The organism is Pedobacter hiemivivus, assembly GCF_005144565.1.
In the GTDB taxonomy this organism is placed as follows: domain Bacteria; phylum Bacteroidota; class Bacteroidia; order Sphingobacteriales; family Sphingobacteriaceae; genus Pedobacter; species Pedobacter hiemivivus.
In genome coordinates, this window is the sequence record NZ_SWDX01000002.1 from 291,110 (window position 1) to 314,443 (window position 23,334).

General features: G+C 40.2%; 16 protein-coding genes. 8 read left to right on the plus strand and 8 right to left on the minus strand.

The annotated features are described in order from the left end of the window. Nucleotides 1-75: 75 nt before the first annotated feature. The 5 genes from FBD94_RS04940 to pdxR all read right to left on the minus strand — a co-directional run bounded on the left by FBD94_RS04940 (nucleotide 76) and on the right by pdxR (nucleotide 8,347). Nucleotides 76-1,524 (minus strand): RagB/SusD family nutrient uptake outer membrane protein, encoded by a 1,449-nt coding sequence (locus tag FBD94_RS04940; protein WP_136879335.1) that lies wholly within the window; start codon nucleotides 1,522-1,524, stop codon nucleotides 76-78. 11 nt (nucleotides 1,525-1,535) lie between these two features. After that, nucleotides 1,536-4,802, minus strand: a complete 3,267-nt coding sequence (locus tag FBD94_RS04945; protein WP_169472219.1) for a SusC/RagA family TonB-linked outer membrane protein — start codon at nucleotides 4,800-4,802, stop codon at nucleotides 1,536-1,538. Between the two features lie 222 nt (nucleotides 4,803-5,024). Continuing rightward, nucleotides 5,025-6,173: a FecR family protein gene (locus FBD94_RS04950; protein ID WP_136879337.1), complete on the minus strand. Its 1,149-nt coding sequence runs from the start codon at nucleotides 6,171-6,173 to the stop codon at nucleotides 5,025-5,027. A 71-nt stretch (nucleotides 6,174-6,244) separates the two neighbouring features. Continuing rightward, on the minus strand, nucleotides 6,245-6,814 hold the full coding sequence (locus FBD94_RS04955; RefSeq protein WP_136879338.1) for an RNA polymerase sigma factor: 570 nt from the start codon (nucleotides 6,812-6,814) through the stop codon (nucleotides 6,245-6,247). 72 nt (nucleotides 6,815-6,886) lie between these two features. Next, the gene (gene pdxR, locus FBD94_RS04960; RefSeq protein ID WP_136879339.1) at nucleotides 6,887-8,347 is read right to left on the minus strand and encodes a MocR-like pyridoxine biosynthesis transcription factor PdxR; all 1,461 of its coding nucleotides are present in this window, start codon (nucleotides 8,345-8,347) and stop codon (nucleotides 6,887-6,889) included. 148 nt (nucleotides 8,348-8,495) lie between these two features. Between pdxR and FBD94_RS04965 the strand changes: the two genes are divergently transcribed. The 8 genes from FBD94_RS04965 to FBD94_RS05000 all read left to right on the plus strand — a co-directional run bounded on the left by FBD94_RS04965 (nucleotide 8,496) and on the right by FBD94_RS05000 (nucleotide 20,907). Further along, a complete protein-coding gene (locus tag FBD94_RS04965; RefSeq protein WP_136879340.1) occupies nucleotides 8,496-9,113 on the plus strand; it encodes an RNA polymerase sigma factor in 618 nt (205 codons plus the stop codon). Nucleotides 9,114-9,171: 58 nt separating this feature from the next. Further along, nucleotides 9,172-10,131 carry a FecR family protein gene (locus FBD94_RS04970; RefSeq protein WP_136879341.1) on the plus strand — a complete coding sequence of 320 codons (960 nt, stop codon included), beginning with the start codon at nucleotides 9,172-9,174 and terminating at the stop codon, nucleotides 10,129-10,131. A 2-nt stretch (nucleotides 10,132-10,133) separates the two neighbouring features. Then, nucleotides 10,134-13,574, plus strand: a complete 3,441-nt coding sequence (locus tag FBD94_RS04975) for a SusC/RagA family TonB-linked outer membrane protein (RefSeq protein ID WP_235884373.1) — start codon at nucleotides 10,134-10,136, stop codon at nucleotides 13,572-13,574. Nucleotides 13,575-13,579: 5 nt separating this feature from the next. Continuing rightward, complete coding sequence (locus FBD94_RS04980; RefSeq protein ID WP_235884374.1) at nucleotides 13,580-15,499, plus strand: RagB/SusD family nutrient uptake outer membrane protein; 1,920 nt, start codon at nucleotides 13,580-13,582, stop codon at nucleotides 15,497-15,499. Between the two features lie 49 nt (nucleotides 15,500-15,548). Next, nucleotides 15,549-16,742 carry a DUF5000 domain-containing lipoprotein gene (locus tag FBD94_RS04985; RefSeq protein WP_131606675.1) on the plus strand — a complete coding sequence of 398 codons (1,194 nt, stop codon included), beginning with the start codon at nucleotides 15,549-15,551 and terminating at the stop codon, nucleotides 16,740-16,742. A 30-nt stretch (nucleotides 16,743-16,772) separates the two neighbouring features. Continuing rightward, a complete protein-coding gene (locus FBD94_RS04990) occupies nucleotides 16,773-17,906 on the plus strand; it encodes a DUF4998 domain-containing protein (RefSeq protein ID WP_169472220.1) in 1,134 nt (377 codons plus the stop codon). A gap of 18 nt (nucleotides 17,907-17,924) precedes the next feature. Further along, on the plus strand, nucleotides 17,925-19,706 hold the full coding sequence (locus FBD94_RS04995; RefSeq protein WP_136879343.1) for an FG-GAP-like repeat-containing protein: 1,782 nt from the start codon (nucleotides 17,925-17,927) through the stop codon (nucleotides 19,704-19,706). A gap of 118 nt (nucleotides 19,707-19,824) precedes the next feature. After that, nucleotides 19,825-20,907 carry a DNA alkylation repair protein gene (locus FBD94_RS05000; RefSeq protein ID WP_136879344.1) on the plus strand — a complete coding sequence of 361 codons (1,083 nt, stop codon included), beginning with the start codon at nucleotides 19,825-19,827 and terminating at the stop codon, nucleotides 20,905-20,907. On the opposite strand, the gene FBD94_RS05005 is transcribed toward FBD94_RS05000, so the two are convergent. The 3 genes from FBD94_RS05005 to FBD94_RS05015 form a co-directional block, all read right to left on the minus strand. Continuing rightward, entirely contained in the window at nucleotides 20,855-21,265 is a 411-nt protein-coding gene (locus FBD94_RS05005) for a KilA-N domain-containing protein (RefSeq protein WP_136879345.1), read from the minus strand. The genes FBD94_RS05000 and FBD94_RS05005 overlap by 53 nt on opposite strands. A 297-nt stretch (nucleotides 21,266-21,562) precedes the next feature. Continuing rightward, nucleotides 21,563-22,564, minus strand: coding sequence for an AraC family transcriptional regulator (locus FBD94_RS05010; RefSeq protein WP_136879346.1), 1,002 nt, complete (start codon nucleotides 22,562-22,564; stop codon nucleotides 21,563-21,565). An 18-nt stretch (nucleotides 22,565-22,582) separates the two neighbouring features. Further along, on the minus strand, nucleotides 22,583-22,783 hold the full coding sequence (locus FBD94_RS05015) for a hypothetical protein (RefSeq protein WP_136879347.1): 201 nt from the start codon (nucleotides 22,781-22,783) through the stop codon (nucleotides 22,583-22,585). Between the last annotated feature and the right edge of the window lie 551 nt (nucleotides 22,784-23,334).

The window sequence follows — 23,334 nt, forward strand, 5'->3', positions numbered from 1 at the left end:
TGGCACAATGATCCTTAAATCAGGAACTAAAGAAATGTTCTAGTTCCTGATTTAAGGGAATAAATGAAGGACTGATTAGTTATATCCGGGTGCCTGGGTCAGGTTAGGATTAGCATTAATATCCGCAGTTGGAATTGGCCATATCTGTTTTTGATTCGTCCAGATACCCCCTTTAAGTGGGGATGCAACAGACATCACCGCGTCAATTGTGCCTGTACGTTTTAAATCAAAAAAGCGGTGGCCCGTTTCTGTGAAAAGCTCGGTGCGTCGTTCCTTTGCTATACTTTCCAGTATTTCAACTTTTGTCACAGCAGCAGTCCCAGTTAAACCTGCTCTACTTCTTACCGCATTAATGTCTGCCTGTGCAGCATTTGCACCGATTAGATTATTTTGCTGAGCTCTGGCTTCCGCGCGAATAAGATACTGTTCTGCAAGTCTCAACATCACTATATTTTCTACAGCATTAACCTTACTTTTATATTTGGTGACCAAATAATGGGTTACTGGTAAGGCAGGAGCTGCAGGGGTTGTTGTTATTCTACGGGCCCATGTCGTTAGCCGTTGATCTGCACTTTCAAAAGAAGAAACCAAAGTAGGGCTTAAAGTGGCAGTTACACCATAAGTGCCCAATGTTGCTGAAAGTGGAAAGACGGCGGGGGCGTCATTAAAATAAACGCTGTAATCTTTTACCCATGGTTGACCTGGCGTAGTTGCATCGATAGCAAAGGACCAGATGGTTTCCTTACTTGCAGCTAAAAAGGTTTGTGTAAGTGCGGGTAATTCATAATTAGCCTTATCGTTAATCAGTATATTTGCCTGCTCTTCGGCTTTAGCCCATTCCCCGGCGTAGAGGTAAACTCTTGCCAGCAGTGCTGTAGCTGCCGTCTTGTTCGGGCGGCTCCGACTTGTAGTCGTAACTCCCGTAGCATTGCGATAATCAGTACTTAATAACGATTGAGCCTCCTGGAGGTCAGCAATAATCTGCTTATAAACTTCAGTTTTGGGCGTACGACCCAGTACATTATTGACCCTAAAATCTGAACTCGTCACCAAAGGCACGTCCCCATAAATATTTGTTAAGTAAAAATGAAGCAATGCACGTAAAAACAATGCTTCCCCAACCCATTGATTTTTATAATTGATCAGCGAAGTAGAAGCACGTATACCTTCAATGGCCAGGTTGCAATTGTAAATATGAATATAAAAATCTGACCAATATTTACGGGCAAGATTACTTGTAATTGCATTTCGGTAAAAAGCATTTAAATCAGCGTTGAGCGACTGATTTGTCAGTTCATCGCTGTACTCCCCTGTGAGAAAACCTATTCCTTGTCCATCAAATTCATTATTCACCGCTAAATTTCCCAAAATATGGTTTATGGTTGCCGCCGCCGACTTGTCATTTGTAAAAGCACTTGATCCGGAAATTTTATTCAGCGGAAGTGGTATTTCTAAATATTTTTTACACCCTGTTGCGAAGATCGCTGCAAGCAAACAAATCGCAAATATATTTTTAAGTTTCATAATGCTGCTGTTTAAAAAGTTAAATTAACACCACCTGTAAATACTCTTAACGGACCTTGTCCTGCTCCCATATTTTCGGGGTCAAAGTCTCCATATTTAGAAACTGTTAAGAGGTTTTGGCCCTGCAGATAAATACTAAGTCTTTTGATAGAAAGATTTTTTAGCATTTCAGTTGGGAATGTATAGGAAATATTAACGTTGTTTAATCTGGCATAATTAACACGGGTGTATGCACCGGTGCTATTTATGAAGTTTTGCTGTTGGAATATCGCTGTGGTACCCTGTATAGCACGGGGAACGTCAGTTATGTCACCAGGTTTTTTCCATCTTCTCAGCATTATCGTTGAGGTATTGTTATTAAAAGTACCTGGTTGAGTGGTAAAGGTTTGGTAGCCAAGCATGTTCTTGCCCATTTGACTTGTGAAAGTAATGTAGGCACTCAGACTAAAATTTTTATAGTTGAAAGTGTTCTGGAAGCCGCCATAATATTTCGGTGCTAAATCTATAAATTCAGTACGATCTTTAATCTCATCTAAACCGGCGCTAAAAAAAGGAAGCCAGTCGCTAATCACATCTCCTTTATAAAAGCTGTGATTACCCGTAGCAGGATTAACACCGGCGTACCTGAACAGTTTTACCCCCGTTATTGGTTTTCCAACTACCCAATTGGTATTTGGAAGAACTTCTACTTTTGGATAGGAGACCAGCACATTTTTTGGAACGGTAATGTTAAAGGCACTGCTCCAACTAAAATCGCGAGTTTTAACATTATTACTGCGCAGTTCCAATTCATAACCCCAGTTTTTCAATACTGCCGGAGAATTTACACTTATACCTGTGAAACCTGTCACACTTGATAGCGGTTGAGGAAGCAGCTGGTTGGATGTTTTATTCTTATAGTAAGCGCCCTCAATCCCAATGCGTCCCTTAAGAAATTCCAGGCTAAGTGCGATCTCCGCTTTTTCATTTTTTTCCCATTGTAGAGATGGGTTAGCTAAAGCATCTGGCTTTAAGCCTACACTTCCCTGGTAAGGAGTTCCATTTGTAAAAGTATTTAAGAACAGGTAATTGTTAATACCGTCTCCACCCACCGTGCCATAACTTCCTCTGATCTTTGCAAAGTTTATGATAGGGGAAAGGAGTTTCTTAAACCAGCGCTCTTCACTGAGAATCCATGCAGCACCTAAGGATCCAAAAAAGCCCATTTGGTTATCTTTTCCAAACTTTGTAGATCCATCATAACGGCCGTTCAGGTTTAGGATATATTTATTATCCCAATTGTAATTCACAATACCAAAGAATCCGAGATATCGTCCTGGACTTTGGTTGTAGCTTGCTGTTACGTTAGTTTTATCTGCAAAGCTAGGATTGTATAGTAGGTCGTCAGAAAGGAAATTATTTCCTGTAATGGTATTGTTGTAATCTAGTGCATTCTGCACTGTGGCTCCTGAAGTAAGATTTAGGGTGCCTTTCCCGCCTAACTTGTGAACATAGTTGACATTTGGTTCAAATGTAAGTGTACGATTATTATAAAACTGTACCGTACTTTCTGTCGTATAAGCAACTGATGGATTATAATAAGTACTAGGCGAGCCATTCAATTGTTTGGATGACAGTAGATTAAATCCAATATTTGTTCTTAAAGTTAATCCTTTTAAAGGAATGTACTTTATTTCGGCATTGGAGATCAGGTTATTGGTGTTGTTTTTATTGATGATATTAAATACTCTTGCAGCGTTCTCACCAGTTTCCCAGTTTAGTCTTCCATCGGGTAAGTATAGTGGAGGTGCATTAGGTGCTAAATTTGTAGAATAGCCAGATCCAAAATCATAAGCTACCATGTCATTGATGTTATCGGTATAACTTCCTGAAAGACTGATGTAAAATTTATTATCCTTGCTGCTCGAATTCAGATTAAAGTTAATTCCGCCCCTGCGATTAGACCCTTTTACACTTTGAATATCTTTCTGCTTATTGTAGCTCGCACCAATTAAGAAATTCATCCTTTCGTTACCACCAGAATAAGTGGCGTTGGCGTTGGTCACCATAGCCCTATTGCCACTCAGTTCCTTTACCCAATCTGAATACCTGTCCTGGGGCCAGGTTCCATTGATGTCTTTATCAAGAGGTCCGGGAGTTGCCTTATCATTAGCAATTGCTTCTCTTCTCAATTCCAGGTACTGTTCCGTATTTAAGAACTCTGGACTTACACCCCGAACAGTTATACCTGTATTCATATTTATGTTAAATGAGGGTTCTCCTGCCTTACCCTTTTTGGTGGTGATCAGGACAACGCCATATGCACCTCTGGAACCATATATAGAGGTGGCATCCGCATCTTTTAGAAAATCTATACTTTCTATCATTGACATGTCCAGGTAATCGAGTGCGTTCCCGCCTTTTAATTCATCAGAAGGGAAATTACCCAGCATTGGCAGTTTTCCGCTTGGATAGGGTACACCGTCTACTATAAATAAAGGCTGACTGGCGCCACCAAGAGAGTTTTTTCCTCTGATGGATATTTGAAAGGGTGTTCCCGGACGCCCGCTCTTTTGTTGTACGAATACACCTGGGACGCGGTTTTGAATTGCCTGTAAAACATTTGGAACAGGATTTTTCATCAATTCAACGGCTTTTATTGTGGTAGAACTACCGGTCGCGAGCCTTTTAGTCGTTGTTCCGTAAGCTAATATCTGTACTTGATCCAGTTCACTTGTCGCAATTTTTAATCTGACGATTATAGGATTTTTAAGACCGCTAATGGACACTTCCTGGGTGATATAGCCAATGTAGCTGAATTGCAGGACGGCGTTCGGTTCTACGAGCAACATACTGAATTTTCCATCCTTATCGGAGCTGGTGTGTAGGTCGGTATTTTTGACCTTGATGTTTACAGCAGCCATTGGTTCGCCATGTTCGTCAAGTACGGTCCCGATTATTAAAGTTGGAATCTTTCTCGTCGAATTAATGATAAGGCCATTGATTGGTTTGGAATTGATGACTACATTTTTTTCAATGATCGTATAAACTAGTGGAAGCTTATCGAATAGTTGATCTAATACCTCCTTCAGGGTGGCATTTTTGAAATTCACACTAACTTTTGGCATAGCCTTGATCAGTTCAAGTTTAGAAAAAAAGTTATATCCGCTCTGTTGCTCAATCTGTGAAATAACAGATTCAAGACTTACATTCTTTTCAGTCATGTTGATGGTCTGACTAAAAGCGGCTGCATTTACTTGAAGGCAGCCTATGATCATTAGTAAAGTGGTTAGCTTCATGATAATGAATATTTTTTTAAACCGCATGAATTTTAAATTCCACGGTTCACAATTTGTTAGAAATTGCATACTTTCGTAAGGTTTGAGTTTACTGATTAGTTGATTGGTAATGGTATAAAAGCTAGTCTCAGACCTTCTGCCGGGTCATGCACGAACATGATCCGGTTTTTTCTGACACTAGGGGGTGTACAGCCTAGCCATACACTACATGTGATTGAGTAGTTATTTTACGATAATCTTTTTCCCTTCTATTTTAAAGTTAATCCCACTTGTTTCCAATATATTCAGTACCTGTGATACCTTTACATTTCTGGATACTTTCCCCTTGTAGTGATCCTCAGGAGGCTTACCCTGATAAATCACCTCTACATTATACCAACGGCCAATCTGGTTCATGATGGTCTTGATGTCTGCGTTTTCAAACTGGAACCAGCCATCCTTCCAGGCTACTGCTTCTGATGTGTTAACTGTATTGATCTGTATCCCTGGTTTACTGGCACCATTAGCTATGGCAGACTGCTGTCCGGGTCTAAGTAAAGCTTCATTACCATCACTAAGTATTTTCACACTACCTTCCAGTAAAGTTGTCCTTGCATATTCTTCCGCAGGATAGGCATTTACATTAAAATGAGTGCCTAATACTTGAACAGTTTGTTTTTCGGTGATCACACGGAAGGGCCTATTTGCATTTTTTGCTACTTCGAAATAGGCTTCACCGGAAAGTTCAACATTCCGTTCCCCATTTTTAAAAATTGTAGGGTAACGCAGGCTGGATGCAGCGTTTAGATAAACAATGCTATTATCTGGGAGCTGTACCCGGAATGTTTCGCCTTTTGTTGTTGTTAATGTATTATAAGCAGTTGCGGTATTACTTTTATCCTTAATGGCCTGATAGGAAATCAGCCCATCGGCGGATTTCGTTATCTTTACCCCTGGATCCATTGCCAGCAATCCATTGATTGCCTCAGAAATATGGATTTTCTTACCACTAGCCAGGAGTAAGGTTGCTCCCTGCTTACCAGGGGCCACATCATTTGTATATTTAGTATGCTGAATAATTTCCCCCTGATTGCGGTTGGTATAGAAATAAATTGCCAGGCTGGTACTCAGTAGCAACACCGCGGCTGCCACAAATCGAGGCCATAAGCTTACTTTTTTAACCACAGGATATGGAGCCAGTTCTAAACGCGCATCAATGCCCGCCTTAATAGCCAGCTTTAATCGTTCTTTTTCCTTATTCTCCAAGAGCTCTATTACACTGGTTTCAGCCATAAAGAACTGGTAATAAGAATGAAGGAACTGTTCTTCCTGCTTAGAAGCCCTTCCTTCAATATATTTTGACAAAATGTCTAAAAACTGCGCCTTCTCCATTTGTAATTGCTGCTATTTAACAACATGAGTAGGCAAATGGAAAAAGCCCCACGCGGAATGAAAATATTTTTTTATTGGTTTTGGCTCATTAAGTAAGCGATGGACAAAAGAGAAGCCCTAAGTATGGTCAGTGCCCTGGCCAGTTGGTTTTGTACCGTCTTGCGGGAAATTTTAAGTTCCTGAGCGATTTGTGAAGTAGTCAGATCTTCATGAAAACGCATTCTAAAAATAGTTTGTTTGGCGGCTGGGAGTGAACTAACCAGGGATTCATAATTCTTAAAGAATTCTTCGAGTAAGATTTCGGCATCCGCTTGTGGGTAATATACTCTTGCTTCCATGATCAGGTCAGTTATCGGAAGGAAGCGGTTATTTAGCTTTAGCTGCCTGAATACGTTGTTGCGACAGGCAGAAAACAAGTAGGCTTCAAGGTTGTCGATGTAATTAGTTTCTTTGTGCGTCCACAAGGAGATGAAAACATCCTGGGTGATGTCCTTGGCCATGGTTCCATCGTTTAGTTTTTTAAAAGCCTGGTCATAAACTTTATCCCAGTGCTTTTCATACAAATAGTCAAAAGCATGCCGATCTCCTTCTCGCAACATCAGAAGTAATTGCTGATCGGTGTGACTACTGTAATCTAACATGATACTTGAATTCTTCCCCCTATACAATTTACGAAATTTTTCGGAACAAAACTGTATAAATTTTTCCGTATTCTATATAACCTTTTTCAAGATACCCAATGCTGCTATCATTTCACTTTCATTGAGGGAAGCAAAACCCATTCTCATCCCATTAGCCGAAAAGGATTCATTTTTATAAAAATGTCCATTTTCGATGTAAAGACCTTTTTTTAAAGCCTCTTCAGCGGTTTTGATTAAATCAATCTTTTGATTAAAATTTGACCAGACAGCGAGCCCGCCATCTGGTATCTCAAATTCTATGACTTCGTTGAATTCAGATTTGAGGATCTCGCAAAAAAGATTTCTACGCTGCTTATATATTTTTAGTGACTTTCGGAAATGCCTATCCATTTCGCCATTGTCAAACATCATGGCAAAAGCATCTTCCAGTAAGGTATCTCCTTGTTTGTCGATCAGCCCCCTTAATGAGGCTGCGGCTTCAACAAAAGCTGGAGGACCAATCATAAATCCAATTCGCAAGGCGGGAGCAAAAGTTTTTGAAATGGAACCGATATAAATTACGTTGTGATTGTGATCAATACTTGCTAATGGCAGGTAAGGTTTATTATCATAATGAAAGTCAAAATCATAATCATCTTCAATGATTGCAAACCGGTGTTCTTTGGCAAGTTTTAATAGTTTCAACCTTCGTTCCATGCTAGTGGTTACCGCTGTTGGAAAGTGATGGTGCGGAATGATATATACCGCCTTTATTTTTTTGACTGTTAAAAGCGCTTCGAGATAATCAATATCCATTCCATTGGCATCAATAGGGACCCGCAGGAGATTTGCACCGACATAGCTGAAAGTGTCATCTGCAAAACCGTAATTTGAAATTCCAACGGCGATGTTATCTGTAGGTTGGAGTAATAGCTGAGCTGCTAAATAAATCCCCATTTGGCTACCTTTTGTAATGATTATTTGTTCAGAAGAAACATTTAGGCCTCTGGTGTTGGATAAATAATCGCAAAGAGAGGATCGCAGATGTTGGGAGCCTTTGGAGTCTCCGTATTTCAGGAAGTTTTTTCCATAAAATTTTCTGGAGATGCTTCGATATTCCCGCATGAGTTGATCAACTGGTGCAAGGCGTACATCAGGAAAACCCGCATCAATAGCGAGATCTGCTTTGTGGAGGTTGTTGCTGGGAATTGCATTACTAAACTTGTTGGTCCAGATGAAAGCTTCCTGAACATTTTTATTTAAGGTTGGTTCTGGAAGTTGGGGCTTGGAAATTATTGGCAAGTTGGAAAGTACAAAAATTCCTTTTCGTTCAATAGATTCAGCCCAGCCCTGACTAATCAGCTCTTCATAGGCCAATTTAACGGTATTTCTATTGATACCTATCAACTCCGCTAATACGCGGGAACTTGGTAATATATCTGATGGCTGTAGTGTACCGTTGGTGATCAATAAGATAAATATGTTGCAAACCTGGATATGTAAGGTCACAGGTGCATTTCGGTCAATCTGGATTAATGATTTATATGGTAACATCTGGGCTGTTTTTTTTATAGAAATTATCCTATAAATATAATCCAATATCTGTATTTTTCAACATAGCGAATAAACATAGCGAATAAAATATAGGAAGACTTAATATGTCCACAATGTTCTGGTAATATAGCTTACTCACTTTTGGCGGGTGAAACAATTAGAAGATTCTGCGCTACTGGGATTATTGCGTAATTCTGATTATAAAGCATTTGACGAATTATATCTGCGTTTCTGGAAAACGCTTTATATGCACGCGTTAAAGAAGACAGGAAGTAGTGATGATGCGTCTGATCTTGTCCAAGAGGTTTTTACAGATCTCTGGGATAGAAGAAAAAACATACCAGAAATTAATGCCCCCTTTAAACACTATCTGCGCAGCATACTGATTTTTAAAGTCGCTGATTATTTTCGCCGTAAAGGATTCAGCGAGCTTCATATTGCAGATTTTGAAGAGTTCCTAAGCAATACCCCTGCAGAGTCCGTTGCTACACCAGCGATACATGAAGAGCATAGGCAGCAGTTTGATAAGGCTCTTGCCCTTATCAATAAGACCGTGGCCAATATGCCAAAAAAAATGCGGAGGATTTTTGTGATGAGCAGATCTGGTAAATATTCGGTTTCGCAAATTGCAGAATCGCTGGATATTTCCAACCAGACCGTTAAGAACCAAACTGCCAACGCTATGCAGCGGCTAAGAAAGGCGACTGCAGATTTTTCACTGAATATATTTTTTCTTGCTCTTTTTTACTGGTTAACGATAAGTTAATAGAAGCTTAACGATAAGTTTCTGGTACTTTTTGGTTTCTCTACGACTTTATAGGTGAATGAGACCAAAAAAGTATACGTTAAAGAACCTGTTTAACAGGATGGCGAAAGGAGTAGCCACTAAAGAAGAAAAACAAACAGCACAGCAATGGTACAGCAGACTGGATTTGACCGGGGGCGAAGCATTTGGTTCTGCTGAAGAAGAACTCCGTATACAGGAACGTATGCGCCTGAATTTACATGCCCATGTGCATCAGAACAAAATATTAAAGCTTTATAGATCTTTGTCTGTACAAAAGATTGCTGCTGTACTTTCCTTTGCCTTGCTAACTCTGGCCATAGGAGGGTATTTGCTTAAGAATCATCCGATACAGCAATACCAGGTTGCATCAGGAAACCAACACATTAGAGCTGTAACATTGCCTGATGGTACTCGGGTTATGCTTAATATGGGCTCGAGCATCAGTTGGAAGAGCAACTATAATACATTAAACAGAGCGGTGCATCTTGTTGGCGAAGCTTACTTTGATGTGAAGAAAGACAAACAACGGCCTTTCATTGTCAGTTCCGCTAATATCAATACCATCGTACTTGGTACAGCTTTTACCGTTGAGGCTTATCCCACAGAGAACCATCTGAATGTTTCGCTGATCCGGGGAAAGGTAAAAATAGAAGATGAGGACAATCAGGACAATAAGGTATTCCTGCTGCCAGGGAATATGGCTAGTTACGATACTGGAACCGGAAAAATAGAAGTTAGGGCCACTGCTGTGGAAGCTCCTGACGCCTGGACGCATGGAGCCCTGGTTTTCAATGACATTCCACTTGCAACCGCTATAGAACGCTTAAGTACAAAATATCATTTAAACATCCAGTATGACAAAACTGAAATGGAAAAGAAAAAAGTGACCGCTTCTTTCCACGTTGTTAGCTGGCAGGAAGCCCTCCATAGCATATTGTTTGCGAATAATATGAGCTACATCATTAAAGACAATACAATTCACATAATCAACAATTAGTAATGAATTACAATTTTACCAAATTATTTCTGGTCCTGCTGTTCACCGTGTTTTATCATGGGGGCACCTATGCGCAGCAACTTGGATCTAACCAGTCCGTTTCAATTAGCATCTCGAATGGAAATGCATTGCAGCTGATTAAGGAGTTGGAGAAACAATCTACCGGTTACTCCTTTTCCTATTCCAGTGAAAAGTTGGAGGCTGTGAGATTAAATAAGATCAGCTTCAATAATATGGGCTTGCTGGATGCCCTCAAAATTATCGAAAAAGAATATAGGCTGATTTTTTCCATCCAGGAAAAAACAATTTCAGTAAGTACTATGCCTGTTTCATTACCATCACGGAACTTACCGGTAACCAAGGCGCTGCTTAGAGAGGTAAGGGGAGTGGTTCGTGATTCCATGGGAGGTGTTCCAGGCGTGTCCGTGAGGATTAAAGGTACATCTATTGGAACGATTACCGATACGGATGGTAGATACCTGATCTCAGTACCTAATGATAAAGCCATCATCCAGTATTCCATGGTTGGCTACATCACAAAGGAAATCGTTGCCTCTGGGCAACAACTGATCAATGTTACACTCGAATCCGCCTCAGGAAATCTAAACGAAGTAGTGGTAGTAGCCTTCGGAACCCAAAAAAAAACGGATATGGTAGGTTCGGTAACTTCAATCAACGTAAAGGATCTGAAAGTTCCTTCCAGCAACCTGACTACCGCATTGGCTGGACGTGCGGCTGGTATCATCGCTTATCAGCGTAGCGGAGAACCGGGACAAGACAATGCAGATTTTTTTGTACGGGGGATTACAACCTTCGGAAGCAATACTTCTCCATTAATTTTGATTGATGGTATGGAACTGACAACAACAGATCTTGCCCGGCTTCAGCCGGATGATATTGCCAGCTTCTCCATACTAAAGGATGCGACCTCGACAGCTGTATATGGTGCAAGAGGGGCAAATGGTATCATATTGGTTACTACAAAGCAAGGTGCTGTTGGAAAAGCAAAACTATCCTTCCGTTTGGAGAATTCTGTATCCAGCGCAACTAAGGATCTGGAACTAGCTGATCCAATTACCTATATGAGACTTTCCAATGAAGCCATCTTAACAAGGGACCCGCTGGGCACGCTGCTCTATTCGGAGGAAAAGATTGTCAATACTCAGGCCGGTAAAAATTCCATCATTTATCCCGCCAATAATTGGAAAGAAATGTTGTTTAAGGACAATGCGATTACCCAGCGCGCCAATCTGAATATCAGTGGCGGCGGTGGAATTGCCAGGTACTTTGTTTCCGGTGCCTACAATAAGGATAATGGTATGCTAAATGTTGATCAGCGCAACAATTATAACAACAATATCAACCTGAAAAGTTATACCCTTCGTTCAAATGTTACTGTTGATGTAACGAAATCTACCGAAATGATTGTTCGGCTGAGTGGAAACTTTGATGACTACAGTGGGCCGATAGACGGTGGTTCGGGTATGTATAGAAAGGTAATGAGGTCTAATCCTTCGTTGTTTCCTGCGTATTTCCCCGCCGATGAACAGCATCAGTTTGTAAACCACATTATGTATGGAAACTATGGTGGGGGAAATTACCTTAACCCTTATGCCGATATGACAAAAGGATACAAAGATTACTCAAGATCACTTATGCTGGCGCAGTTTGAAGTAAAGCAAGAGCTGTCAAGTATCATAAAGGGACTTTCATTCCGCACGATGTTAAATGCGAACAGAACATCATATTTTGACGTGAACAGAGCTTATACCCCATACTTCTATACTTTGGGGGGATATGATCAACTGAATGATAAATACACCATTACCAACCTGAATGAGTCAACCGCTACAGAATATCTGGGCTATACTGAAGGGCAAAAAATAGTTCAATCCTCTTTTTACCTGGAATCGATGCTCAACTATAATCAAACTTTTAACAAGCACGGTGTAAATGGTTTGCTGGTTTACAGGATGATGGAAAATATTGAAGCAAACGCAGGTGATCTTCAGGAATCCCTTCCTTTTAGAAACCTTGGTGTATCAGGGAGAGCAACTTATTCTTATGATAACCGCTATTTCGCAGAGTTTAACTTTGGTTATAACGGATCGGAACGTTTTGATGAATCCAAGCGTTTTGGCTTTTTCCCTGCCGCAGGTGTAGCATGGAATATTTCCAATGAAAAGTTTTTTTCCAGGATTAAGCCAATAGTCAGTAATTTAAAATTGCGTGCTACCTATGGCCTTATCGGTAATGATGCCATTGGTGATAAGAGCGATCGGTTTTTTTATCTTTCCAATGTTGATATGAATTCGGTCCCAAGGTCGGCAACATTTGGCAATGGACAAGGTGAAATGTTTACCCTGAAGGGGGTGTCTGTATCCAGGTATGCTAACCCGGATATTAGCTGGGAAGTTGCTACAAAAAAGAATTTCGCGCTGGAAATAGGGCTCTTTAATAAAATAAATTTCCAGGCAGAATATTATAATGAATCAAGGGACAATATCCTGATGACCCGTTCTGTACCTAATACCCTGGGCTTGACCTCTCCGGTACGGGCCAATGTGGGGAAAGCATCAGGGAAGGGAACGGACATCTCTATAGATTATTCTGAAACGCTGAACAACAATATGTGGTTCTCGGCGAGAGGAAACTTTACTTATGCAACAAATAAATTTGAGGTATACGAGGAACCTCAGTATAACGAAGCGTACCGTTACAAAGTAGGTAATCCCATAAATCAATCCTATGGATATATTGCCGAGCGGTTATTTGTTGATGATGAAGAAGCTTTAAACTCACCTAAACAAAATTTTGGTGAATATGGGGGAGGTGACATCAAGTATACTGATGTAAATCGCGACGGACAGATTACAGAGGCCGACAAAGTGCCGATCGGTAATCCAACCGTTCCTCAGATCATTTATGGTTTTGGATTTTCAATGGGCATCAAAAATTTTGACTTTAGTGGATTCTTCCAGGGACTTGCCAATGAGTCTTTCTGGATAGATGCTAAAGCTACCTCACCCTTTGCTTCTTACAGAACAGACGCAGAAATTGCGGATAAAGTACTTGATGGTAAAATATTAAATAATCAATTACTGAAAGCATATGCCGACAGCCACTGGTCTGAAGACAACCGAGATGTATATGCGTTATGGCCAAGATTAAGTCCTGAAATCAATGAAAATAATTCGCAAACCAGTACCTGGTTCATGCGTGATGGGGCATTTTTACGCCTTAAAACAGTTGAACTTGGTTATACGCTTCCAAAAAGCTGGCAGAAAAAACTGGGTACCAGTTCATTTCGGATTTATGCCAGTGGGACTAATCTTTTCAATTTTAGCAAGTTTGATTTATGGGATGTGGAAATGGGAGGGAATGGCCTGGGTTACCCACTGCAAAAAGTTTTTAATGTGGGTATTAACGTGACATTTAACTAGAAATCATGATTGCAATACAAACGAAGTCGATGAATATGATGAAAAAAAATGTAATTAAAGTGGCATTTGTGCTGCTTGTATTATCTACAATGCTCTCTTGTAAAAAATACCTGGATGTTGTGCCCGATAACGTGCCAACGATAGAAAGTGCTTTTACCATGCGTACTCAAGCCCAAAAATTCCTGTTCACCTGTTATTCATACATGCCTAAAGAAGGCGATCTTACAGATGATCCTGGTATCCTTGCCGGTGATGAGATATGGGATCAGCCGCTTAAAGGTGCTTATTTTCAAATAGCCAGGGGCTTTCAGAAAGTGAGTTCGCCATATGGTGACAGGTGGACTAATTTGTACAGGGCGCTTAGAGATTGTAATATCTTTTTAGAAAACGTAGGAAAAGTGCCTGATCTGGATGAAGAAGAAAGGAGACGATGGATCTCAGAGGTAAAGTTCCTAAAAGCATACTACCATTTTTATTTGGTAAGGATGTATGGTCCCGTGCCGATCATCAAAAATAATTTATCAATTGACGCTGATCCAGATATGATGCGGGTAAAGCGTGATCCGGTAGATTCATGCTTTAGTTATATCACCAGCCAGATAGACGAAGCTGTGGAATCACTTCCCCTTACCGTGGTTAACCCCACAACAGAGGCGGGGCGCATTACGCAGCCCATTGCGCTAGCGTTGAAAGCTAAGGTACTGGTTACTGCAGCAAGTCCCCTCTTTAACGGAAATGCAGAACAGGCCAGACTTAAAAATGCAGACGGAACAGCCCTTTTTAATCCTGTATATTCAAAAGTAAAGTGGGATTCTGCGGCTGTGGCCTGTAAAAAGGCAATTGATCTGTGTCATTCTGTAGGGATGAAGCTATATACTTTTAATCCTGATTTTCAGCAATACAACATCACGCCCACAACCAAAACGCAGATGAGTATCAGGAATAGTTTTGCCGAAAAATGGAATAGTGAGATTATCTGGGCCAATACGCAAACCCTGCCTGCGGTAACTACCTTGCAAACGTTGGCAGCCACCTGGTGGGATCCAACCATGCTCGATATTTCCAGTATCAGGGGCGAATTGTCTCCTCCTTTAAAGATCGCTGAGATGTTCTATTCCAGGAATGGCGTTCCCATTACCGAAGATAAGACATGGAACTATAATAACAGGTATAGTCTGCGTACAGCTCAGGAAAATGAAAAATTATCTATTAGAAAGGACTATGAAACTGCCCAGCTTAATTTTGACAGGGAGCCAAGATTTTATGCGGATCTTGGTTTTGATGGGGGGATTTGGTACGGACAGGGTAAGTATGACGACAGTCAGGAATTATTTTATCTCCAGGCCAAGTTTAAACAACGCAACGGAGCTGGAAAGGCTAATTTTAGTACGGTGACCGGATATTACATAAAAAAATATGTGCATTACCAAAATGTGATTGTCGGTACTACCTGTTCTACAAATCCATTTCCTTGGCCTATTATCCGTTTATCAGATCTTTATCTGCTGTATGCCGAAGCTCAAAATGAATCGGAGGCAACACCCAGTGAAGAGACTTTTAAATACATCAATCTGGTAAGGGAAAGGGCAGGTCTGAACAGCGTACAGTCATCTTGGACCAATTTTTCCACCAATCCTGAAAAGTTCAGCAGCACTTCGGGTATGCGTGAGATCATTCATAAAGAAAGACTTATTGAGTTGGCTTTTGAATCACAGCGTTTGTGGGACTTAAGACGCTGGAAAGAAGCAGCCAAGGAGTTGAACACATCGATCACATCCTGGGATATGGGGCAGGAAGCTGCGGTCGGATATTACAGACCGGTAAGTCTGTTCAACCAAACCTTTGCTTCGAAGGATTATTTCTGGCCAATCAGCGAAGCAAATATCACAGCGAATAGGAATCTTGTTCAGAACCTGGGCTGGTAACGCTTCATAAATGATCGTTTTAACACCATTTAAAAACAGATAAATACGGATGAAAAACCTATATTTTATAATTTCGATAATTATAGCTACACTCTTGTACAGCTGTACAAAAGAAGAAAGACTGGACCATATAGATGCCAACGCACCGGCACCAGCACCGATCAGCAATGTGAAAATTAAAGAACTGCCGGGAGCTGCTAAGCTTTCTTACAAGATTCCCGTAGATCAGAACCTGGCCTATGTAAAAGCCATTTATGAAATACAGCCGGGTGTATTCAGAGAAGCCAAAACATCCAGGTATGCAGATACATTGGCGCTGGTAGGTTTTGGGGATACCAAAAGTTACGAAGTAAAGATCTATAGTGTAGGCAAGAACGAAAAGGAATCTGCTCCTGTAATCGTCAATGTCAGCCCTCAAACACCTCCTGTCAGATCGGTGTTTTCAACAGTTGATGTCGAATCTACTTTTGGCGGAGTAACGGTAACTTTTGACAATGCAACTAAAGCAGATCTTGCCATAGAGGTAATGATGGATACTACTGGCAAGAATACCTGGGCACCAGTAACCTCTTATTATTCAGCAGCAGTAAAGGGTAAATTTTCTGCAAGGGGCTTAAAAAGCCAGGAGAAAAAATTTGCGGTATACATAAGGGATCGCTGGAGCAATAAATCAGATACCCTGGTTAAACTCCTGACACCAAAATTTGAAACACAGATATCAAAATTGAGTTGGGTTTCCATGCAAATGCCACTTGATTCCTGGAGGCCAGTAAACTCGGGCTATAGCGTTTCAAAAATATGGGATGGAAAATGGGGGATACTTACGGGGGATACTTTCGCAACGCCCAATGGTTCTACCATACCTTCCTGGTTTAGTATAGATCTCGGAAAGAAAATCCTGTTGAGCAGATTTAAGGAACATCAGGCACCTACGTCGCATTTATACATTGCATCGGCAGTTAAAAAGTTCGAACTGTGGGGCTCTAATGCGCCTAATCCTGATGGCTCTTTTAACGGATGGGTATTGTTGGGGGCATTCGAATCGTACAAGCCATCAGGATTACCAATGGGCCAGACTACTGCAGAAGATAAAAATTATGGCAATTTTCTCGGAGAGGATTTTCTTTTTGAGGAAACACCACCAGCTGTGCGTTACCTGCGCTGGAAAACTGTGGAAACCTATAGCAGTACGGGGCAAATAGTTATAGCTGAGCTCACTTTATTCGGGGAAGTACAGCCCTAATTGTATATCATGAATATGAAAATTAATCGTATGAAAATAAAACATCATCAAATCGTGCTGCTTGCCATAACCATATGCGCAGTTGCTGCCTGTACGAAAATGGATAGCAGTTACAAAGAATTTATTGTTCCGGGAGGGCTAACCTATGCAGGCAGGGTAACTAAGCCTGTTGTCCAGTCGGGCCGCGAAAGAATCAGAATCTCCTGGCTCCGCGGCGCGGATGCCAATGTGAAACTGGCAAGGATATACTGGAACAATTATGCAGATTCTGTTAGTGTACCAATTCCAGCCAGTGGCGACACCATTAGTGTGATCATTGATCATTTGGAGGAAAGGCCCTATACTTTTATTGCACGTACTTTTGATGATAAGGGAAATAAATCTGTTGACGTAGAATTACTGGGTGAAACTTATGGTCCTAAGTATCAATCATTATTGGTCACGCGTCCGGTAGTTCAGAGTGAAAATATGGGAACAAATCTACTGATAACCTGGAGCAATGCCAATAAAACCGGCGGGGCCTATGTAACGGAAGTAGAATATATCAATACTGCGAATGTAGTTACCGTAAAGCGTTTTGGTGTGGATGAAGTCAGCTCTGCAATTTCAGACTATAAACCAGGCAGCACCTACAGATACAGAACGGAGTATCGTCCAGGTGCAAGCATAGATCCTTTTTATACAGGATATACTTCGCTGATTGTATCTTCAAAAATACCGAAATCAGGCCTTGTGGTTACAGCTGACTCTTTTGCTGCTACCTCTCAGCTTGCCAATGGCGGAGGTCCTGCCAAATTTGCTTTTGATGATGACCTGAATACTTTCTGGCATACCCATCATACTCCCGCACCAGTTCCGGTATTCCCACATTGGTTGGCAGTCGACCTTCAGAAAACTTATAACATAACCAGGGTTGAGCTGATTTGCAGGGCAGGCGCAACAGGAGTTACAAATAGTTTTACCACATTTATTATCCAGGGAAGTATGAACGGAACAACCTGGACAGATTACGATACGTTTACACTGATACAAAAAGATGAAGCGCAAAGTTTTGCTCCAAAAAACACTGCGAAAATGCGCTTTTTCAGAATCTATGCCACTGCAGGCCCCGCCGTACATACCAGTTTAGCTGAGTTTACCGTATACGGTTATGAAGCCCCATAAAATAATCTTATAAATATCATGATATCAGCAAAAAATAATTTTTCAGTGCTATTGATTGCACTATTACTGGTTTCCGGTTGCAGTCCTAAAGTAGCAGGCAACGGAAACACAACAGATGAAGACATTTCAGGAGAGTTTAGCATTGCCGTGCTCCCCGATACTCAATATTATACCTCTGAAAAGAATGGCGGTAAAAAGGAAATGTTTACGGCGCAAACCCAGTGGATTGTAAATAATGCCGTTAAGGAGAATATAGCCTATGTCATCCATCTTGGTGATATATCCGATGATGGTGAGAAGTTCCCTGAGCAATGGGTCAATGCAGCCGAATCGATGTATGTATTGGAAAAACCACAATCGGGGTATCCACAGGGGATACCTTACGGTATGGCGGTAGGTAACCATGACCAGACCAAGAGCCAGTATCCGCTGAGCGGCAAGACAGATCAGTATAATAAGTATTTTGGCATTGAGCACTTTAAGGGTAAAAAATGGTATGGTGGACACTATCGTGATGATAATGACAGCCACTACGACCTTTTTATTGCAGGGGGTATAAAATTTATCAGCATATTCCTTGAATATGATTCTTATGATGAAGATATTGAGGGAATGAACAAATGGGCTAGCCAGTTGTTGGAAAAATATAGCGATAGAAAGGCAATCTTAGTGAGCCACTCGATGATCCATTTCAATAAGACCGTTGGTACCAATGAGAAGGGCTTTCCAGCCTTTTCCAAGCAGGGAAAAAGGATATTTGACGGGCTTAAGCGCTTTCCCAACGTATTTCTTACCCTTTCAGGTCATGTGGGCGACAATGGTGAAGGTTATCGTCAGGACGGTTATGCAGGTAATGTCGTTAAATCTCTTTTGTCTGATTACCAGAGTAGGCCAAATGGAGGTCACGGGCTGATGCGCCTAATGAAGTTTTCAAAATCCAGGGATCTGATCAGTGTACGTACCTTTTCTCCATTTACAGGAGAAGAAGAAAAGGATGCTGACAGTCAGTTTACATTACCCTTATTCCACCACACTAACGTGGCAAGGTACCTGGATTATAATAACGATCAGACTACTGAGTTGATGTCGTTCTCGGCGGGGAATTGGAAGATCGCTAATCATGCAGACATAGCATTTGGAAAGGCAGGAGATATAGCCGTTCCCGCCGACTATAATGGAGATGGAAAGGTAGAGCTTGCTGTATTCCGGCCGTCAGAAGGTAAATTTTATACTCAGGATGGAAAAACAGTCATCCTGGGCCGCAATGGTGATATACCTGTATGTGGAGATTATAATGGAGACGGTTTTGCTGATTTTGCAGTTTACCGGCCAGCTAATCTGACCTGGTATTTCGATGGCATGGATAGCATCAGATTTGGCCATAAAATGGGCATACCGGTTCCGGCGGATTATGATGGCGACGGAATTTTGGATGTTGGATTTTTTCGCAGAGACAACTCTTTATGGCAGACCAGCCTGGGCAACATTCCATTACAGGTTCAGCATGTTGCCGGAGACATACCAGTTCCTGCTGATTATAATGGCGATGGTAAAGCCGAAATGGCGGTATTCAGGCCTTCTACAGGAGAATGGATCATTGATAAAATTAAGCAGCCAGTAAAGTTTGGTCAGGCTGGAGATCTACCAGTGCCGGGGAATTATTATAACGATGGAAAGGCTTATCCGGCCGTGTACCGCAACAATAAGCTGATCCTGCAAAATAAAGAAGTCGATTTTAAGACGGGGGATAAGGAGACATTGATCAACCTCCCTTATGCCATACGTAAATTTTTCTTTTAAAATTCTCGCTTAAATTGTGATGGTATTATGGAGCCTGTCTTTCTGGACAGGCTCCATGTATTTTTGTGCCTGTTTGTCTAAAACATATGCTTAAATTGCGCTTTTTTATGTAATAGTTATGGAACCACTAAAAGAAATGTTTAATCGCGAATTTTATCGGCGTTTTGCAGGTGTATTTGCTAACATAGATAAAGGCTTTAATGAAAATGCGTTTGTAAATGAGGTTACCTATAATCTTGATGAACTAGAGCTGAACGGCCGGTTACGTAATACTTCTGTCGTTTTACAAAAATACCTGCCTAAGGATTTTAAAAAGGCTGTTGATATTCTTTACAATGCAGCTCCAACACTAAGACGTGGCTATACTGCTTTAGTTTTACCCGATTTTGTAGGACGCTATGGTAAGGAATATTTTCATCTTTCTATGGAAGCGCTCAAGGATTTTACATCCTTTGGCTCTTCAGAGTTTGCCGTTAGAGAATTTCTGAAGACTGATTTGAATAAAACCCTGGAAGTAATGCAACTTTGGGCCGAAGATAGAGATGAACATGTGAGGAGACTTGCTTCTGAAGGGAGCAGGCCCCGTTTACCCTGGTCATTTAAGCTTGAAGAGATTATTAAAAATCCTTCTCTTACAACTAATATTCTAGATAAGCTGAAGGCGGACGAATCACCTTATGTACGTAAATCAGTCGCCAATCATCTTAACGACATTTCTAAAGATAATACCAGTTATATGCTGGGCCTGGTTAAAAGTTGGGACAATAGTCATCCTCATACGTATTGGATTATCAAACACGCAAGTAGAACACTTATAAAAAAAGGTAATTTGGATTCATTGTCATTGTTTGATTTTGAGAAAGACATAAAACTTAGTATAACTAATTTTAGAATAAATTCGAATCATCTTCGACTTGGTGAAGACCTGCAATTTAGCTTTGAACTTACTAGTTTAAAGAATACTCCACAAAAGTTGGTTATTGATTATGCTATACATTACTCAAAGGCTCTTGGAAACCAGTCAAAAAAAGTGTTTAAATTAAAGGAAATGATATTGCAACCAAATCAGGTTGTACAGCTTTCTAAAAAACAGCTATTTAAAGACCTCACTACACGTAAACATTATATGGGAAAACATCTTGTTGAGATTATTGTAAATGGGAATGAATTTGGAAATATTGAATTTGATCTTTCTTGTTAACTGTCAAAACTGAACTTGCATCGCAAATCCGAATAAATTGAATTTTATACTTTGCATTTAGTCCAATTGCATTAGTAGTTTCAATCCAGCTTTTAGGTGTAAGAGAGAAGCTGTTCGTGCCAGATAAATTTTTAATTCCATCGAATTCGATGGAATTAAAATGAGGATTATGTAGAACTTCCCAAAGTCCGACAAAATCTATTGTGCTTCTATTTCTTAACCAGTTTTGAATAATGTAATCTGTTCTTTCCTTGTCTTTATACAAGGCTATACCCGTTAGCGATATATAATCTGCATTGTTTTGTTGAAAGATAGAGATTTCTATTCCCTGTACTGTAATCTGTTTTTTTGCTACCATGTTAATACTATAAATGATTAAGTGTGAATCTATAGCACTTTACATTTAATGTGGTTAGAATTTGAAGTATTTATTTTTATCAGGATGGACTTAATAAAGGTATTCTTCACCCTCATTACCAAAATATCACTAATTACGCCGTCCCGACTAGCGCCGTCCAGGAGAGGTTAATTTTATGATTGCTCATTAAATCAAATCTCAGTACATTTTTTCTGAATTAAAATGGACAATCATTCCAAAATACTAAGCTAATTTATAGTCATATTGGAACGATTGTCCATGTCATAGCGGTAAAATCTACGGACAAATACGATCAACCTCCCTCGGAGTGATTTTATGATATTTCTTAAATACCCTGCTAAAATATAATGGATCAGGGTAACCAAGCTCTGTAGCAATCTCCTTAACTAACTTACTAGTCGTTGTAAGCCTCACCATCGCTTTAGTCATTTTAAGTTTTAGAATATATTCATTCGGCGACATTTGAAATTCCTTCTTGATCAGGCGTATAAAACTGCTCCTTGACATATTGAATTTATTGGCCAGTTCAACTAAATCATCTACTACTTCATCCGTATAATTTTGATGAATAAATCTGGTAATTTGGGCTATTTTTTGTTTGTTTATGCTATTGGTATCATATTGTTTTGCAATTAAGCTGTTCTGATATTTGCTCAGGATATTTTCAATAATAAGACTGATTTCTACGTCAGCTTTTAAGCTTTTGGTATTTTTAACCGATTGTTTTTTAGTGAGTTGTTTTTTTATTAGGTTGAAAATACTTTTGGCAATCGTACAGTGGGGTAGTGTAAGGTATGAGACTGTTGGTGATTGATAGACATCTGCTAAAGGTTTAAATTGCGGTACCTCATTAAGTTTGCGAATGTAATAATCATCTCTAAAAGTTAAGAGTATCATTTTATGGTCGCCGGCCGAAAATTGCCAATTGTATTTACCCGCTCGGAGATAGCTTAAAGCACAACTATTTCCCATAGTTTCTGAGACGGGATTACCCAGCTGATCCGAAAGAACAGATTGACCATCATGCATGACAAACATAAAGAAAGATGATTTATGGATCAGTGTATCAAAAGTGAAGTCTTTAAAAAGGCTAAATTCAAATAGCTCTAAATGAACCAGGTAATTGCTTAATGATTGTACAAATATCCTGTTTTCGGACAACGAAAATAGGCTTGTAATTGCCCCTCTTAAAGGGATTGTCGTAAAATAAGGTAGTGGATCAGCGTTGATAGTTTTGAACAGCGCGGAAATAAATTGGAGCGTGATAAGCGGTTGCATAATGAATATAGGGATAGGTTAATTGTAAAGTTTATTCAATGCATTGAGTACATCGAGTTCGTCAACGCCTTTATATTCACTGAATTCTTTTACCGTAATAAACTGGCGTTTTTTCTTGTTGATTTCTTTGCGGATAGATTTAAAAATCCGTTGCGCCTGTCGCTCACCTACTTTTAGTAAGCTTGCCGCTTCTTTGGGATAAATGCATAATCGTTGCATGCTATGGTTTGGTTAAAACCGCAACAGGTTAAGTGGCGCTTAGCGTACAGATCAACAAACCCATACGGAACCCAACTGGCAGTTGGTTAATGACTAATTTATTGCTTAAAAATAATAAATATTCTATTGTTATGCAAATAATTATGCAATGCATAGAGATTAAGCAATCGTTTGCATGCCTCATTTATCATAATTAGATGGTTTTGTTGATTAATTATATAAGTACTTAATAAAAAGTAGGATAAGATCGTATAGTGAAACGACCTATTGCGACCAAGAACGACAGTCTGCGGCATAAAACGACATTTTACGACATCTTGAATTTTTTGGTGACATATATTGCTTCGAAATATTATAAACCACTAAAAATCAGAGGTATGAAAAGGGAATGTTGTGTGAAGTTCATCTCCGGGAACTCTCCACCTGTGGCTTGCTCAGCGCCTAAGACAAACAGGTACTTTCTAGGTACCTTCTAGGTACATCATAGGTACCTGCTAGGTGTCTACACCTACAAGGTAGGGCTGAGGTACTAAAGAGGTAGGTATGAAACG